Origin of the sequence: Scytonema sp. PRP1 (assembly GCF_036697665.2) — a bacterium.
In the GTDB taxonomy this organism is placed as follows: Bacteria; Cyanobacteriota; Cyanobacteriia; order Cyanobacteriales; family Nostocaceae; genus Kalymmatonema; species Kalymmatonema gypsitolerans.
In genome coordinates, this window is record NZ_JBAHYJ020000037.1 from 37,983 (window position 1) to 55,124 (window position 17,142).

Here is a 17,142-nt window from a genome sequence, read left to right on the forward strand (position 1 = left end):
TCATGATTTTGATGAATGCAAGATTTTTAACGATTCTTCTAATACAGCATTCATTGTTTCTAAGGATGCTGCTTCACTTCGTGAAATTCCTAAATTCTTATAAGCTGATTTAACTACAGCTTTAGATATCTTTGGCAACCAAATTTGTAAATATTTATTAATCAGATTATCAATCTCTTTGATTAAAGCCGCTTCTAATTTAGATTTAGTTTTCCGAAGTGTGTCCATAAGTTCTGGTTGACTGACACCAAGCTGATTGGCAATTTTTTGTCCATCCAGTTTTTGTCCGTAGGCAAGTCGCAATACCTCTTGCTCTTGTGGTTCAAGTTTCTTTATCGCCTTAACTAAAGCATCATGAATCAAATCTGAATAGATAGGAGCTTGGTAATTACGAAATAACCATAGAGCTACATACTGAGAAACCCATTCAGGAGGTTGGCTTAATGCAGATAAAGTTTTTAACAGTTTCAGTTCAATTGTTTTCAGTCGATGAGCAATTGCTCCCTGAGTAACTTTAAATTTATCTGCTATCTGTTTTTGATTTAGCCCTAGCCCGTAATAAAGTAGTAGTATTTCCTGTTGCTCCCCTTTCAAAGAAAGCAATTGCTCGTGCAAAGTTGATTCAGTTTGCTTGTTGAGGCTTACCTGATTTTCGGAATCTTCTACTATGCTTTCTTCTAGTAAATCACATTCCAAAATTTCTAGATAATTATTATCAGGCTCAGCTTCATAAGCTTTTTCTTGCAATGCTTCCAAAGAAATGCGTGGTGTGATTGATTTGGGGTAATTTTGTAATGCTTTAATGCAAATTTCCATACTCGCTCTTAGTTGCTCGCCTGTGACATTTAAACCTGTAGCCACTTCATGAGGTGCAGAAGGTAGTAACATCTGTGCATTGTAGTAATTAGCTGCTTCTGCGAAATCTGCACTATCAGGTTCTTGCCATTTCTGTCCTGTTCTTTTAGCTGGGTTTTGGATTTTGTTCATCTGATAAACTTGTTTAAAATATTTCCGAGCCAAGAGAAACCTGGAAATTTCTGGTTCATAGCTTCCGGCTCTGCTAAGTGCTTCTTTCAGCTCTTTATCGCTCTTTTTGTGCAACAGCCGCCATTTAGAGAACTTAGCAACCGCTGCCTCATTTTTAATATCTTTAATTAAAACTGCTGTCACATAAGTATCTAGAGAAGAATTCTTTGAATTATATTTCGCTAAGATATGTCGAAATTTTGTGTCATCATAAATCAGACATCTAGCAAAGAATAAATATTCCTCCCAAGATTGATATTTATCCTCTTTCCATATATCTGACGACAACTTTTCAGCAGCCCAGTAGCAACTTTCTTCACAGTAAACAGTTAAGTGTTTCCATGCCTTTTGTACTCGGTTTTCTGGCTCCCATTCTTCCTTTGGTGGCAAGTCTTTGAAAGCCATATCTATCCAAAACTGCACTAACCCTCTGCCGTTATCCTCCTGGTTAAATAACGATGCAAACTTCTTGTGTCGGCTTTTGTATAACTCAATATTGCTTTGTAAATGAGGTTCAGTTTTCCATTTAATAGTGGATCTACCCTGATTATTCTCCACAGTCATATACATCGAAAATCTACCAATAAGGTTTTGACGGCTGGGCAGTTTGGGTGTGATAGTGAACATCCTGACCTCTTCTTTTTCTTTGAGAGCCAAAGGGGAGTATTTTTACACAAGATAAAAGTATAAAAATTTTGTTCCCTCTTATAATAGCGACCAGGATGGAGTTCTAGAGCGAGAAATCTGAGAAGTATGTAATATAAACTACATCGGGGAACTCAGTTCAGGGAGATATGCGGCACTTGGAGAGCGGGTATTGCTGCCAAAAGGGAGGACATTAGTTAAACTGCTGTTTTGTTGTGGGTGGCATGGCATAGTGGCGCAGATGGTGGCTTTATCAAGTGTGATACTTACTTATTGGTATTGCTTGAGGCGTTTTATGAGGGGTTCTGTTGCGGTTGGGGAAAATTATTAGTAAATACTTGGTTCAAAGACCTGCCCCGTAAGGTAGAGATATTTTGGCGAGTGTCTGCAACACGCAGTAAGGGCGATCGCCCGCTTGCGGCGCTGCGATCCGTGCAATCGCACCCTAAGATTTTTGAGAAGCCGAAGTAAATCTAGTTCTGAAGGGGTTAAGAGCAGAACACAGCCGCTTGATGTAGCGAGCCTGTTTCACAGCCTCAAGCAGAAAAATTACAAAAAAAATCCAGACAACCTCATATTTCCTCAAAGCTGCTTCCAATGTAATCAATAGTAAAGTGATTTTGGGAATGCCATGAGTAAATTTACCGAGGTTATTGCTGTATTTAGCAGAAGTTACGCACTACACAAATTAACCAGAATGTGCATTGTGAGATTTGGCGAATTCTATAGTATACCGCAATCATCAAAGCCCGACAGCTATGAGGCGGAAATCTACTTAACAGCGCTGTCAGTATCAAATAATAACAAACAGAACAATTATGGTTTCAATTACCCCAATACTGACATAAGCCAAGCTGTTGCTGCTAAACAAATGTCCAATTTGGAAATAGCGGCAAGAGCCATAGTAGTTCTTATAGTTATTTATTACGCAACTTTGCTGGATTTCTTAACAGGCACACTTGATCCGAGCTAGGAAACGTGCTTTTTGGGGCAAAGAAAGTTTCAAGCTACGCTCGCTAAGAGTGTCACGGTTGCTAGATCCACCCCAATTTATTTTTCAAGAAACCTTTGAGATGAACCGTTGTTAAATTCTCGCTCCCTGGCTTATTGGAACCTTAAAATGTCGCACACTCAAGAGAAATCAGACATTAAGAACGCAGAGACTGCTGGTGGTAAATGTTTAACCCCCTTTCAGCGCAAACTGCTGCAAAAAAGTTTACAAGAGGATTTACCTGCATCGTACCGCCAGCGCATCCAAATTATGTTGCTGGCAGATTCGGGGAAATCTCAAACCGAAATTTGTCAAACCTTGGGGTGTTGTGCAGCAACAGCACGGTATTGGATGCACATAGCCCATGCTGGAATGGCTCACCTATGGCAGGATTGTCCGATTGGTCGTCCTAAGGCAGTAAATGACCAATATCTAGAGCGTTTGCAGGAACTACTTAGCAGTAGTCCCCGTGATTATGGCTATCCTTTTCGGCGGTGGACAGTGAACTGGCTGAGCAAACATTTGGCGAAAGAATTGGGGATTGAGGTGAGCGATCGCCACCTCAAGCGCCTCCTCAAACAAATGGGGCTGTCCACTCTACCAAAACCGAATAATGTCGAGGAAACCGCGATTCAGGCTCAGGGTTCCAAAATCTTGATTAGTGACCTAAAGCTGGCAAATACGTCAGATAATCAGGAATTTTTGTCGGTTAACTTCGCCTTCTTAGGGACATCAGACAATCATGACGCAAAATCTATCTGAGCAGTTATCTCTGCAACAGCTAAGTAATACTTTGGGACATTCTCTTTCCGAAGGAGAATTTCAACGTTGTCTTAAACAAGCTAAATCCCTAACGCCGAAAGTCGGAAAGTTCTGGCAAGGAACTGACGGAATCGCTGGTATCTACATTGTGGTGGCTGGCAAGGTGAGGTTGCTTGACGACGCAGGTGAGATAATCATCACTCTGGAGGCGGGAGCATCATTTGGGGAATTTACCTTGTTTAAGGAGGCTGAGTTTAAGCCATATGCTGCTAGGGCTTCAGTTTCTTTGCAGCTGTGCTTTATTCCGGGTGAGGTATTATTGCCACTGATGACCAAGTATCCGCAAATCCGAGAGCATTTGTGGAATAAGGCGCTTTCGCGTAATGAAGAGCAGGTGGACTCAAATGACCTCCCAGTAAGGTCAGCTGAATCGAACAAAATACATAAAAATGAGATTTTGTCAACACCAGCGGTAGAAGCCCAGCCCCAGAAAAAGATTAGCAAAGCTTACTTCCCCAACCCCACGCAGCGAGTCGGGCATTTATGGCAGCATGTGTTGCGGCGCTATCCGTTTTTTGCCCAACAGAGTGCATCAGACTGCGGTGCGGCTTGTTTGGTAATGGTATCTCGCTATTGGGGGAAACGCTTTAGTATCAACCGCGTGCGGGATATCGCCAATGTTGACCGCAATGGCGCGTCGTTGCGCGGGTTATCGGCGGCGGCGGAAAGTATTGGGTTTGCCACGCGACCTGTGAAAGCGAGTCTTGACCAGTTAGCGAAGCAAAAATTGCCTGCCATTGTCCACTGGGAAGGGAAGCACTACATCGTTGTTTATGAAATTAACCGCAAACACGTCATTGTAGCCGACCCCGCCATTGGTCAACGCAGCCTCAGCCACGCGGAATTTAAAGCTAATTGGACTGGCTATACGCTGCTGCTGCAACCCACAGTTTTTCTCAAAGATGCCAAAGAGGCTTCGACTCCCTTTTGGCAATTTTTTGAGTTGATGAAGCCTCACTCTTTGGTGATGCTGGAGGTGTTTATCGCTTCGGTGTTTATCCAGTTATTTGGACTGATAACCCCTTTATTCACCCAGTTAATTTTAGACCGAGTGGTGGTGCAGCGTTCTGAACTAACCTTAACGGCGGTGGGAATTGGGTTACTGATTTTTAGTCTCTTCCGCGTGGCGATAATGGGGTTGCGGCAATATCTGTTAGACCACACAGCGAACAGGATAGATTTATCACTGATTGTTGGGTTTATTCGCCATACTCTGCGACTACCCTTGAATTTCTTCGAGTCTCGTTATGTGGGAGATATTATCTCTCGTATGCAGGAAAACCGCAAAATTCAACGCTTCCTTTCTGGTGAGGCTTTGTCTATCCTGCTGGATTTACTTACTGTGTTTATCTATGTGGGATTGATGTTTTGGTACAGTTGGAAAATGGCGTTGCTGGCGTTGGTGATTGTACCGCCTTTTTTCTTGCTGGCGTTGATTGCTACACCTTTTTTACAGAAGATTTCTAGAGAAATATTTAATGCTGTTGCCAACGAAAGTAGTTATCTGATTGAAGCCCTGACTGGTGTGCGGACTGTTAAATCTACAGCGGTGGAACAAACAGTGCGTTGGCATTGGGAAGAGTTATTAAATAAAGAGATAAAAACGAACTTTTCCGGGCAAGTTATCAGCAATCGCCTGCAAATTTTCAGCAACACAATTCAAGCAGTGGTAACTACTGCCTTGCTGTGGTTTGGGGCGCACCAGGTGATTCAAAACCAGCTAACCATTGGGCAATTGGTGGCATTTAATATGCTACTGGGTCAGATTATTACGCCCTTCCAACGCTTAACGGTGTTGTGGAATCAATTGCAGGAAGTGGTGATTGCGGTGGAACGGATTAATGATGTGTTGGATGCGGAACCTGAAGAGGATTTACAGCATCAAGCGCGACAATCATTACCGGGAGTTAGGGGATACATTCGCTTTGAAAACGTGACATTTCGCTATCACCCAGAAAGCGATACTAATGTCCTAGAAAATCTCAGTTTTGAAGTAAAACCAGGACAAATGGTAGCACTGGTAGGACGTAGTGGTTCGGGGAAGACCACGATTTCTAAGTTGGTTTTGGGGTTGTATCCCCCTACAGATGGCAAAGTGTTGATTGATGGACAAGATATTACCAGTATTTCCTTGCGTTCCTTACGTTCCTCTGTTGGGGTAGTTGACCAAGATACCTTTTTGTTTGGCAGTACGATTCGAGAAAATATCAGCTTGGCACATCCTGGGGCAACTTTGTCAGAGGTGATTGAGGCGGGAAAACTAGCGGGTGCTGATGAGTTTATTAAAAAGTTGCCGATGGGGTATGAAACGCAGATTGGAGAAGGTGGGGGGTTGTTGTCTGGTGGACAACGCCAGCGGATTGCGATCGCCCGCGCTTTATTAGGAAATCCTAAGTTGTTGATTTTGGATGAGGCGACAAGCCATCTGGATACAGAGTCCGAAAGGATTATTCAGCGGAATTTGAACACAATTCTTAAGGGGCGAACCACGTTGGTAATTGCCCATCGCCTTTCGACTGTGCGGAATGCAGATTTGATTTTGGTGCTGGATCGGGGCGTGTTGATTGAGAGTGGAAATCACTCAGAGTTGATGGCGAAGCGAGGGCATTATTTCTACCTCAATCAACAGCAGTTGGATGCAGCAGCGTGAATACCTAATGTAGAACTTTCGGATGCAACGTCTCTACAATCCAAAATTGTGTGATAAAAAATCATGACAAATACATTGAATGGACGGGTTTCAAACGAAGTGCATGAGGATGCACAGCAACTAGTTTTAACCTCCGAAACACCAGGAATAACACCAACAATATCAACTAATGATTGGTCTGACGTAACTCAGGAATCACTTGATAGTTTACCTCTGGTTTGGACAAGGGGATTGCTGTATTTTTTGGTAGTTTTTGTGTCTATCGTTTTACCTTGGGCAATGCTGTCTAAGGTGGATGAAACGGGTACTGCTAGAGGGCGACTTGAGCCTAAGGGCAAGACAGTTAGGCTAGATGCTGCTGTACCAGGAACTGTTGCCCAAATCTCGGTAAAGGAGGGTGATGCGGTTAAGGCTGGGCAGACTTTGTTGGTGTTGGAATCGGAATTGGTTAAGGCGGACTTGCGGCAGGTGCAAGATAAGTTAGAGGGTCAATTAAATCGGCTTTCTCAGTTAAATTCATCTAAGAATCAGTTAGTTGTGGCTTTGGCGACTCAACAGCAACAAAATCAAGCTCAACAGTTGGAAAAGCAGGCTCAAATTGACCAGGCTAGGCAGAATCTTGATGCTCTTAGTAATTCCTATGACTTACAAAAGTCAGAAAAACTAGCTCAAGTCAATCAGGCAAGGCAAACTTTTGAGCATAGTCAAACTGCCAGTAAGTTAGTGGAAAGTAGTTTAGCGAGTTCCCAACGAGAGGTTGAACGCTATAGCAAGCTAAGGCAGGAGGGAGTTGTTCCAGAGATTAATTTAGTGGAAAAGCAAGATATAGCTAAAGAAAAGCAAAAGGTATATGAACAAAGTAAGTCAGATATTGAGCAATCTAAACTACGTTTGGCAGAACAACAAAGTAGTTATGAGCGGACTATTCGCAAAGCCAAGGCGGATATTGAACAGGCTCAGTTGCGACTAAAGGAACAGGAACGGAGTTATCAGACTTTGACTCGTTCCGGTAAGCTGGCTATCTTAAAAAGCGAGGAACAACAGAAGAATATGGAGACGGAAATTAGTACGCTGAAGGCAGAAATTGCTCAAAGTAAAAGTCAGATTTTATCATTAAAGATTCAGTTAGGACAACGAGTGTTAAAAGCCCCTGTGAACGGTACAGTGTTTCAGTTGCCGATTCAAAGGGCTGGGTCTGTAGTGCAACCGGGAACAATGGTGGCGGAGATTGCACCCCAAGGTTCGCCGCTAATTATTCGGGCGCTGATGGCGACGACTGAGAGTGGTTCTTTGCGGAAAGGATTGCCAGCAAAGCTAAAGTTTGATGCTTATCCTTTTCAGGATTATGGAATAGTGGAAGGCAAGTTAGTGGAGATTTCTCCTACTACCTCAGAAGTGGACACACCTAATGGCAAAGTGGCAGCTTATAACTTGGAAATTGCCCTAAATCAGCATTGTATTCCCACTCCTAATAAGTGTATTGGGTTGCGTCCTGGGGACACGGCGACTGCTGAGGTAATTGTGCGCCAGCGTCGAATTATTGATTTTCTGCTTGACCCATTTAAGCAGTTGCAGCAGGGTGGTTTGAAATTGTAGAGCGTCTGTTTATAGGCTTTGCAGCTAATTTCTCTTTCCTATCCTCTGCGTAGGAATGCGTTGCTTGGAGGCTCTGCCGGCTCTGCCTTCTCAAATTTAGCATCTACGTCTATCTACATAGGAGAAAAATCATGTCTCAACCTATTACCATTACCAACGAAGATATTCTTTCCCAAGTCAAGCTATCCTACAAAGTTCCTGAGTTCATTGAGGGAATTGTTACCCGCAAGGTTATTGCAAATGCCGCAGCTGAGGCAGGTATAAAAGTAGAGACTGAAGAATTGCAAAAAGCAGCAGACCAAATTCGGTTAATGAACAAACTTATTAGTGCTGATGATACCTGGGCATGGTTGGAAAAACATAGTCTTTCTATAGATGATTATGAAGAAATTGTTTACAGCACCGTCATTTCTGGGAAGTTAGCCGCTCATCTGTTTGCAGATAAAGTTGAACCCTATTTCTTTGAAAATCAACTAGATTATGCTGCTGTGGTCATGTATGAGGTTGTTCTGGATGATGAAGACTTGGCGATAGAACTCTTTTATGCGATTAAGGAAGGTGAGATGAGTTTTTTTGATGTTGCTCACAAATACATCCAGGATACGGAATTACGTCGAAAAGGTGGATATCAAGGGATAGTACATCGCAAAGATTTAAAGCCAGAAATTTCTGCTGCTGTCTTTGCAGCTAAACCACCACATCTCCTTAAACCAATTGTAACTGCTACGGGAATAAGTTTGATTCTGATAGAAGACATTATTCAATTTCAATTAGATGAGCAACTGCGCGAAAAAATTGCTGCCGATTTATATACTAATTGGCTGAAAGAACAAGCCGCGCAAGTTGAATTTAATTTAAAGCTTGACTAAAGGTACTTCCAATTAAAAAAATATCCAACCAATGACCGTAGTAGCGTGGCTTGGCTAAATTTGTGCATTAGATTTATGGTTTTTTGGGGCTAAAGCCCTACTACGAGCCTTTAGCTATTACATACACCATTTTAGTCTTGCCACGCCACTACTGGATAATTTATTTTTTGGAAGTCCCAAAACAAACTTGTTTGCTGTGTTGCGCTTTGGGATGATTTGGCAATATCTGCACTGTTTATCATCACATATAAATCATCCCTTAGAATAGCCAACGTCGGCATTGCATAATAGAGGGAGGAATTGAGGTTATCTACTGTGCAATGTCCATACTGTGGTTCTACGGAGATTCGGAAGAACGGAAAGCGAAGAGGTAAACACGCATCACATTTGCAGTGAATGCGATCGCCAATTTATCGACCTGTACAATCCGCCAAAAGGATATTCAGAGGATCTGAAACAAGAATGCTTAAAAATGTACCTGAACGGTATGGGTTTTCGCGGAATTGAACGAGTTAAAGGTGTGCATCATACTACTATCATTTATTGGGTCAAACAATTAGGAGAAAAACTTCCAGATGTACCAAAAGAAGATATCATTCCAGAAGTTGGAGAACTGGATGAATTAGAGACATTCATCGGTTCAAAAAAAACAAAATTTGGCTCTGGACAGCAGTAAATCACTTCGATCAGGGTATTTTAGCCGCTCGTTTAGGAGACCATAGTGCCGAAACGTTTGAGCCATTGTGGGAAATTGTTAAACAGTGGAAGAGCTATTTCTATGTGACAGATGGCTGGAAAGTCTACCCCAGTTTTATCCCTGATGGAGACCAAATTGTGAGTAAAACATATATGACCAGAGTAGAAGGCGAAAATACCCGCTTGCGTCACTACTTAGCACGACTGCATCGCAAAACATTGTGCTATTCCAAATCAGTAGATATGCTGAAATATTCAATTCGATTATTACTTCATTACTTGAAGTATCAGGAAATACCTATATTGAATTAAATCATCCCGCATTTATGCAACGCCTAGCCAACGTCAACTGCAACCTTTAGTTAAATTGCTAATCTGATAACTTAATATCAATTCAGTTTTACTCTAAATTATCAGATCATTGCCTCTGCGGCCGTCTTAAGTTCAGAAGAAGCTTCTCTTATATATGAGACTTTGGGCTGTTTTGGCATACCTTGTTGTTGCTCTTGTAGTTCCATTAAACGCAGTCTACTCCAGTTCACTATCGCTGAGTTGCCGAGATAAGTAGCTAAATTAGTTAGTCGTTCTACAGCTGAAATAGCCTCTGGATCTATGTGCAGCGAAGCTAGATAACAATCGCAGGCTATTTCCATTTCACCCAGTGACTCGTGGCATTGACCTCTCATAAACCAAGCGATCGCTGTTCCTGGCGGGCCTAGCCTAGTTGCTGAAGCATACACCTTGGCTGCTTCCTCAATTTTGCGCTGCTTAATTAAAATTTCTCCCAACTCAAGACGATATCTGGGATCTAACGTATCCATCTGGGTTAACTGTCTAGCTCGCTCCTCTGCTAAATCTATGTCACCGAGCCACAAAGCTTCTTTGGTTCGACTTTCTAAAACAATATTCCGGTTCTCATTCGCTACTATCTCCTGCACTTCATTCTTACAACTTAGGTTTTTTGCATAGAATTCGCACAGATCCATTTCCTCGATTACCTTGTCTTTATCCCCATGTAGAAGGGGAACAAAAACAACAGCACGATAGTAGACACTCATTAAGAGTCTGTAACCAAAATCATCAATATAAGGTTTAATATCTTGGATTTCCTTGGCAGCAATTGATCTCCAAAACTCTGCACTTGCCAAATTTCTGAAAGTTTTTGCATACTGGACTACAAGCTGGAGAGCGGCACTCAACCTTACCCGACTGCCATGTGGAGCATTATTAGCAATGATTTCAAACTCCTCCAAGTTGTTGAGGTTGCTGGATTCACTTCGTAAAAGCAGACTTGAAATAGCTCGACAAAAAGCCAGTGCAGCAAGTACTGGATCACTAGCTATCTCTGAACCCGACATCTCTGGTACGTACTCTAGGACAGTTTGATGTAGACACAAGCTTCCCAAAAGATTCATAGCCCGGAGCTTTGTAACAGTCTGAAGCTCATGGTAACAGGTCAAATAATCACAAAGCTTGTTCCATCGCTCAGTTCGTAACTCATTGGCAATTTGTAATGGGTGATTAACTTGGTATTGAAGCATACCAGTTTCTTTTAGCAAAGATTCTCGAAAAGAGGAAGGAAGAATCACTTGTACTCCGTAGGGCACTGGTGTATCAGTAAATGATGTCTCACTGATTAAATTGCAATAACTGAATTCTATTCCATAAGTATGTAAGGCTCCACCGTTGGAAGAACCTAGATCGATGTACGGTTGATTTAGCCAAGCTATCAGTGAAGTATCGAGTAAAAGCATAAATATCTCTTGTTTTTTGTAATGCTGAATTGTTGAATTAACTCGTAAGGAATGGCAATGCTAAAGAGTAGACGATGCCGTTAAAAATAATCCATTTTTAACTTAAATCCAAGGTACAGGATATCAAAAGAATGCTAGTCTTTTCTCCTATTATTTAAGCTAGGCAAAAAACACCACAGCAAATAAAAGTTAGCATTTTTATCAAATAAACCCACAGTATTATGAGTCAACATAACTACTGTGGGACTAACAAACATCCTAAAAATACTTCCCTTTTTCACAATGATTTGTCGTGAGTCGGGAACTTTTTTAGAATATTATTAATTAACAGCGCCAACAGGGCTTACTAGCAGCTAAACCGCCGCGCAGGGTCTTAAAAGCCGTAAAATCAGTATTTTCGGCTTTCAGATCAATCATCTCTTCTGATTTGTTGGTATCGAGCTTCAGTTTGTTGATTTTAATATTAGCCATCGAACCATGTCCTCTTAAGTCAAGTGATTTCATTCGAGATTAGACTTTTTATTGCCTTATCCCATAACTATAATTGATTATTTGGAATTTTTTTTCAAGGGCTTTGTTAATAATAAAAATGACATAAATAATCCATTTATATCCTAATATAGTCAGCCCAAATAATATTTAATTATTATTAGATATTAAAACAAATAACTAAATATAAATTTACAGGCATTTAAGTCAAGGTGAGAAAATCGCTGTAATAACTCTTTACTTCGCCACTACCCCTTGAGCAATCGCTAATCAGTTATCTCTTCCACTTGACCATATTTCTTTTAAGTATTCTTCTGGAAATCCGAAATATCCCAAGCTCAGTCAACTACATGAGTGAGGTCTTCGTCCTCTGACCTCAACACAGTCTATGATTTATTCGCTTTTTTCAAGATTTTAGTTGCTATAAAAGGGATATAAATAATACAGTTATGGACTATAGGAATCCGACAGATGAAAGAGCGTGTTGCCAACTGCGCGATCGCATAGATGTGTGGGCACTCATGTAGCGCTACACAACTGGGAGTGCCACAGACGGTACTCGTTAAGCAAACCTGCTGACTCCGGGTCTTCAAAAGGCAAGTCATATATGGTAGACAAGATTTCTTTCGGAGGATGAAGCGGTAAGAAATGCTCAATCGGAGATATTGCTCTCGACATGGGGAGCCTCGTTGGTAAAGAGATTTGATGAGGATGATATACTCATATTGTACTTACCAAGCTAATTCCTAGTTATAAGGTAATATGACCACGCCGATATCATCTAATCCAGAAACGGTAGAAACCAAGCGACAGAACTTCAACATTACTCCAGAACAAGAAGCAAAGCTCAACTGGCTACGTGATGCGATCGCTGCTCCTAATACCAAAGAAACAATCCTGCGTTCCATCGACCTAATGGTCACTCTCAAGCGTCACATGCGTCCAGGTACTCAACTATTTCTCCACACAAGAGAAGGGCAAGTCCGCCTACTTATCCCAGAACTTGAATCTCCCCAAACAGGCGACTGGCAATATCTAGTGGAACGCCCTCACCCTTGGCGGCGGCAACTTTACATTAAAGGGCGAAAATTACTTGCCTCGACTGTCTGGCAGGATATGATTGCTAACCAGATGTCAATAGAAGAGGCAGCAGATAATTGGAACCTCCCCCTTGCTGCCATTGAGGAAGCTATTCACTATTGCGAAAGTCACCAAGAACTCCTTAAGCTTGAAGCAGAAGAAGAGCGTTACCGCCTCGAACAACAAGGAGTCTCCCTTGAGCCTAAAACTACTCATTGATGAAGACTCCCAGGCAAAACGTTTAGTTAATTTATTACGGAGTGCAGGTCATGATGTTATAACAGTCAACGAAGCAGCTCTAATGAGCAAGCCTGACTCAGTTGTACTTGACTATGCAAGACTTGAAGAGCGTGTATTACTGACCCGCAACTGCGATGACTTCCAGACTCTGCACAAAGCAAACCCAAATCATCCCGGCATCTTAGCAGTCTACCAGCACTCTGACCCATCAAAAAGCATGAGCTACCTGAGTATCGTCAAGTCCATCGCCAACATCGAAGCATCGGACTATAGCCTAGCCAATCAGTTTATTCCCCTCAATCAATGGAACTACTAATAAATATCCTCTGAATTGGCATTGAGATAAGGACGCTGCAAATCAATTCCCAAATGAGAAAATTGCCCAAGGATAGCCTGCATTCTTACCTTTGGCGAGTCATCCCCTTGATGCCAAGCTTTTAGTAACCCATTTGCCACAATCTGACAGCGATTCATCCCAAAGCTTTCCTGAACACCAAACTTTTGGTCTGGTTCTTCTGCCAACCCCAACCCTAGTGCTAACTGCTTGGTGAATAGGGGAACGTTTGACTTAAAATGCGATTCTTTCTGCTGATAAACAGCTTGTAAAACTTCACTAACTGCCTCATAATCCCTCTTATCAAAATATAAAACGCCTGAATCGTAACGCTTGTAGTCTCCTGGGTTGTAGAGAACTTTAAAACTAAACCCAATAGAAATAGCATTTAACTGCTGGGTTAAATTCCTCATGACTTCTACTGTACCAGAGGGGGTTAAGTTGAAGTAAATACGTACTATTTGTTGTGCTTGTTCTAAATGCTGCTGACTTTGTAATCCTGCATTGCCCACTGCCATATAAAAGCCATTTTGCACTAGATTCTTTGGCATCCGGATAGCCACTAATTCACCTACAGCGGCGGATCTTTCAGCAGGTTGAAGATGCTTATCCCGTTGAATATGCAGCCTCAAACTGCCCTTACTCATCGCTAAAGTACCGTCAGTTTCTTCTCTTAAAACAGACCAGCCAGGGTCAAAATAGCCCTCTCCACAATTACTTTCATGTAATTGCTGATAAAACGCGATATCTACCCCCAAGAAAGTATTATTCTCCAAATCTAGGTTTAGACCATTTTCCTCCCCATCTAGTGCCAGGGTACTTCGCATAGAACCGTTGTAATATATACCGTAGAGAAAACTCCGCAGTTGCAAACTCAGATATTTTTGCTGCATCTGTTCAGGCATTTTCTGAAAACGGTCAACCGCCTCTGCTGGCAGTTCCAACGGTTTATAATCTGGATGGCGAATGGAGAAATCAGAATGAATTTCAACTTTGTGAACAATATCTTCTAGAACATCTAGTAATTGCCCAGTTACGCCAGTTGACTGTTGAATTGATGGAAAATTGAGTAATTGTGTCATTTGATGCAAGTATTTTGGATTTCCCCTATGTTCAAGCTTTCTTTGTTCGCCCCAAAATTAACTTCAAGGCTAATTGCTACAAATAAATATAAGTTTTTAGTCCGTTTTAACGGGCTTAAGTTATTAGCCAGGAATTTCAATCCGAGTCTGTTTTAATTCAGCAGCAGTACCAAAAATCGTTGGCATTGATTGTTCCGGACGACACAACAACGTCTTAGCAACCTGAAGCATGGCAATCCCCGTATTGCCAAAAGATTTTTGATATTGAATCATCGCCTGAATCTGTTGAATCAAAGCGAAACCTGCAAATTGCACCACCCGCTGTAAGAAATCAGGACGGTGTTCTGAAATTTCTGGAAACGTGTGAAAATAAGCTTGGATTAACCTAAAAATCGAAGGCTGAAGTTTGTCTAAGGGAGTTATTGCCAAACGCAGAGATTCGTCAATACTCAAAGAATTACTAATAACTAAGCTACCCAGCCAGATTTGCACATAGCTACCAATCACCGTTCCTAAATCAAAAGCTGGATCTCCCCAAGCAGAACGTTCCCAATCAATTAGCCGCACAATAGGGTTACTTGCTTGCTCCCAATTGTTTTGCAAAAGGATATTATTCAGTTTCAGGTCATTGTGGGTGAGACAAGAGGGAGTAAAAGCACTAGCCAATTGCGCGATCGCCTGCCCCAAACTATCATACCGCTGATAGAGGGCAAAAAATTTCAACCCATCAGCAGGTACTAAACCAAAAATTTCTGGCGAAATCCTTTCCAACCCTCGTATCAAATTCGTCACTTGGTCGGAAGCTGAATTTTCCCGATTTTTAGAGAAAAAATCTTGATACTCTTGGCGGTTGAAAGTCTCACTATGGACAGTTGCAATCATTGTGCCAATCGCCGCAGCGATTTCACTGTTGAAACTATTTTCCTTAGTGTAGAAATCCATTAAATCCCGATAGTCATCGAGGTAGCTCTTGACAATAATGGAATTCTCCCTATCAAAATGCAGCACCTCTGGTAAAAATGGACGCAGGTGATTCAGTTCTGAAAATCGCTGTAAGAATTCTTGAATTCGCCACTCACTTAAAAACTCACCAGCCGCTTTCCCTTCCTGATTATGCCGTTCCTGCTTAACCAGTAGTTTGCGATCGTCTGCAAAAGTCACTAATAAGTTAAAATTCTTGGCTGCAACTGGCTCTACCTTACTGAGAGGTTGCTCTGACTGATTGCAAAGCTCAACTAAATAATCAAAAACATTGTGATGGTTCAATAGAAATGCCATAACACACCAGCTTCTTTCTCAATTCTGTCTAAAGCCTTCTTCGTTTTAAAAACAACAACGGCTTGCACGGCTTCTTCAAGTAAATCCGCTGTCAATAGTTATGAGTCCTTATTAATTACAAATGACTAATGACTATTGACAAAGGACAGTTATCAGGAAGTATTTCACAAATTATTTAAGAGTGCTATGGTAGCTTCGCTTAAGCAGTAGTAGCTGTCGCCACGTTACGCATTATTTCAGACGCATTGTAGTTATCGGTAATAACTTGCGGACAACGCATACAAGCTGCCTTACCTTCCTGCTGCCACCAACGACAATCTCGGCGTATAGAACAGGGGGGCAATTCCTCCACTACCGCAGGCAATTTCTCGACAATTCGCATTGCCAGACGACAATCTTTGCCATCAAAATGCTGACAAGCCATAGCCGCACAGGGTGCCGCCGTCCTAAATATTTCAGTAGGTGTTACTGGGTTGGCTTTTGCTATGAGTTCATCGGTGACTGGTTGCGACTGGTTGAGGTAAGCTACACGAGGTTCTGCCACTGTCCCACCGATTACGGCGAAGACAATACTGTCTTGCCATTCTGGTCTAGCACTGGGACAAAGTGTGGTCTTATCAGTAGCAATCTCTTGCATTAATTCACCCTCCCACAAAAAGTATCTCTTACAGTTGAAGGCTGACAATTAAGCAAGTGCCGAATCCTCTAGTGGAAACGGACGACGAATGCCACCAGCTACGGTAACACCACCTGCAATGCTTCCCGCTTCATGATCAGACAAAGCTGATAAAGCGTCTTCTGAATCTATAACCTGATGCCGTCTGAAGACCGCATTTTTCACGGCATCACCAATCAAATCATTAATTTCAACTTGACCTTTGTACTTTCTTTGGTTTGCGTCCATTTGGATTTTCCTCTTAATTTGTAACTGTAGTTAGGCTGAAACACTGAGCAGCGTAATTGCCTAATCTGTTTTCAAATTCTAGGTAATAGGAAAGTTATTACACCATTTTTTGTAACTTTAGATGAGACACAACTAAAACTTTTTTGTCCCAAAAGATGACATTTTTTTATAAAATAATTTTTAACTGAGTTTAGTTATACTGCCTGCGTACCATGCTGCGGTTACTCAAACTTCAAGCACCTGCACCATAGAATATCTAACTTAATTTATACAAATAACTAAAATATTTATGTCTCGAAAATATCCCAAGGTTTTTTGGTGTCCCTAGTAGTCCGCCACAGTTACTATGACGGGTACAAACGCTGTAATTTGAGTGATAAATCGCCAATAAACTGAGGCTCTTTGTTTATTGCGTGATGGCTCCCAAGCACAACTATTGGTGCAATTTAAGCACAATTTGTCAAGACTTTCATCTTTAACATTATTCAGAATAGGCAGCCATTAGGTAGCCATTTGGTGCAAAATATGTGGATTTTTGGAGGCGATTGGTGATATGGCTGTGCTAACATATGGCGGTATCTATTCGCACTCTATTTGGAATGACCGACATTTATCTCTCGGTAGACGTGGGGGGTCGCAAACCAAGACTATTTATCAACTCAAACTTACCGTTTGCGTAATCGCCT

16 protein-coding genes and 1 pseudogene are annotated in these 17,142 nt (G+C 41.7%); 9 read left to right on the plus strand and 8 right to left on the minus strand.

Translation table 11 applies throughout. From position 1 onward, the window contains the following. Nucleotides 1-1,653, minus strand: coding sequence for a sigma factor-like helix-turn-helix DNA-binding protein (locus V5G28_RS07255; RefSeq protein ID WP_336230009.1), 1,653 nt, complete (start codon nucleotides 1,651-1,653; stop codon nucleotides 1-3). Nucleotides 1,654-1,890: 237 nt separating this feature from the next. Between V5G28_RS07255 and V5G28_RS07260 the strand changes: the two genes are divergently transcribed. The 7 genes and pseudogenes from V5G28_RS07260 (at nucleotide 1,891) to V5G28_RS07290 (ending at nucleotide 9,607) form a co-directional block, all read left to right on the plus strand. Further along, nucleotides 1,891-2,142 carry a hypothetical protein gene (locus V5G28_RS07260; protein WP_336230011.1) on the plus strand — a complete coding sequence of 84 codons (252 nt, stop codon included), beginning with the start codon at nucleotides 1,891-1,893 and terminating at the stop codon, nucleotides 2,140-2,142. A gap of 160 nt (nucleotides 2,143-2,302) precedes the next feature. Then, entirely contained in the window at nucleotides 2,303-2,644 is a 342-nt protein-coding gene (locus V5G28_RS07265) for a hypothetical protein (protein WP_336230013.1), read from the plus strand. Nucleotides 2,645-2,791: 147 nt separating this feature from the next. Beyond that, nucleotides 2,792-3,424 (plus strand): helix-turn-helix domain-containing protein, encoded by a 633-nt coding sequence (locus tag V5G28_RS07270; protein ID WP_336230015.1) that lies wholly within the window; start codon nucleotides 2,792-2,794, stop codon nucleotides 3,422-3,424. Beyond that, nucleotides 3,405-6,134 carry a peptidase domain-containing ABC transporter gene (locus V5G28_RS07275; RefSeq protein WP_336230017.1) on the plus strand — a complete coding sequence of 910 codons (2,730 nt, stop codon included), beginning with the start codon at nucleotides 3,405-3,407 and terminating at the stop codon, nucleotides 6,132-6,134. The genes V5G28_RS07270 and V5G28_RS07275 overlap by 20 nt, the downstream gene beginning before the upstream one ends. A gap of 63 nt (nucleotides 6,135-6,197) precedes the next feature. Next, nucleotides 6,198-7,730 carry an HlyD family efflux transporter periplasmic adaptor subunit gene (locus tag V5G28_RS07280; protein WP_336230018.1) on the plus strand — a complete coding sequence of 511 codons (1,533 nt, stop codon included), beginning with the start codon at nucleotides 6,198-6,200 and terminating at the stop codon, nucleotides 7,728-7,730. A gap of 131 nt (nucleotides 7,731-7,861) precedes the next feature. Continuing rightward, entirely contained in the window at nucleotides 7,862-8,599 is a 738-nt protein-coding gene (locus tag V5G28_RS07285; RefSeq protein WP_336230019.1) for a peptidylprolyl isomerase, read from the plus strand. A 315-nt stretch (nucleotides 8,600-8,914) separates the two neighbouring features. After that, a pseudogene (locus V5G28_RS07290) lies at nucleotides 8,915-9,607 on the plus strand (IS1 family transposase). Nucleotides 9,608-9,708: 101 nt separating this feature from the next. Here V5G28_RS07290 and V5G28_RS07295 read toward each other — a convergent pair. The 3 genes from V5G28_RS07295 to V5G28_RS07305 form a co-directional block, all read right to left on the minus strand. Beyond that, nucleotides 9,709-11,049, minus strand: coding sequence for a tetratricopeptide repeat protein (locus tag V5G28_RS07295; protein ID WP_336230020.1), 1,341 nt, complete (start codon nucleotides 11,047-11,049; stop codon nucleotides 9,709-9,711). Between the two features lie 324 nt (nucleotides 11,050-11,373). Further along, nucleotides 11,374-11,520 (minus strand): hypothetical protein, encoded by a 147-nt coding sequence (locus V5G28_RS07300; RefSeq protein ID WP_336230023.1) that lies wholly within the window; start codon nucleotides 11,518-11,520, stop codon nucleotides 11,374-11,376. A 537-nt stretch (nucleotides 11,521-12,057) separates the two neighbouring features. Beyond that, nucleotides 12,058-12,216, minus strand: a complete 159-nt coding sequence (locus V5G28_RS07305; RefSeq protein ID WP_336230025.1) for a hypothetical protein — start codon at nucleotides 12,214-12,216, stop codon at nucleotides 12,058-12,060. An 84-nt stretch (nucleotides 12,217-12,300) separates the two neighbouring features. Here V5G28_RS07305 and V5G28_RS07310 point away from each other — a divergent pair, with 84 nt between their 5' ends. Together V5G28_RS07310 and V5G28_RS07315 are read left to right on the plus strand one after the other, a co-directional pair. Continuing rightward, a complete protein-coding gene (locus tag V5G28_RS07310; RefSeq protein ID WP_336230026.1) occupies nucleotides 12,301-12,837 on the plus strand; it encodes a hypothetical protein in 537 nt (178 codons plus the stop codon). After that, the gene (locus V5G28_RS07315; protein ID WP_336230027.1) at nucleotides 12,815-13,174 is read left to right on the plus strand and encodes a DUF5615 family PIN-like protein; all 360 of its coding nucleotides are present in this window, start codon (nucleotides 12,815-12,817) and stop codon (nucleotides 13,172-13,174) included. The genes V5G28_RS07310 and V5G28_RS07315 overlap by 23 nt, the downstream gene beginning before the upstream one ends. On the opposite strand, the gene V5G28_RS07320 is transcribed toward V5G28_RS07315, so the two are convergent. The 4 genes from V5G28_RS07320 to V5G28_RS07335 form a co-directional block, all read right to left on the minus strand. Beyond that, entirely contained in the window at nucleotides 13,171-14,274 is a 1,104-nt protein-coding gene (locus tag V5G28_RS07320; RefSeq protein WP_336230029.1) for a T3SS effector HopA1 family protein, read from the minus strand. The two genes, V5G28_RS07315 and V5G28_RS07320, sit on opposite strands and share 4 nt — an antisense overlap. A 123-nt stretch (nucleotides 14,275-14,397) precedes the next feature. Next, nucleotides 14,398-15,552, minus strand: a complete 1,155-nt coding sequence (locus V5G28_RS07325; protein WP_336230031.1) for a phosphotransferase family protein — start codon at nucleotides 15,550-15,552, stop codon at nucleotides 14,398-14,400. Nucleotides 15,553-15,751: 199 nt separating this feature from the next. Beyond that, a complete protein-coding gene (locus V5G28_RS07330; RefSeq protein WP_336230033.1) occupies nucleotides 15,752-16,189 on the minus strand; it encodes a nitrogen fixation protein in 438 nt (145 codons plus the stop codon). 48 nt (nucleotides 16,190-16,237) lie between these two features. Then, nucleotides 16,238-16,456 (minus strand): hypothetical protein, encoded by a 219-nt coding sequence (locus V5G28_RS07335; protein ID WP_336230034.1) that lies wholly within the window; start codon nucleotides 16,454-16,456, stop codon nucleotides 16,238-16,240. Nucleotides 16,457-17,142: the final 686 nt, after the last annotated feature.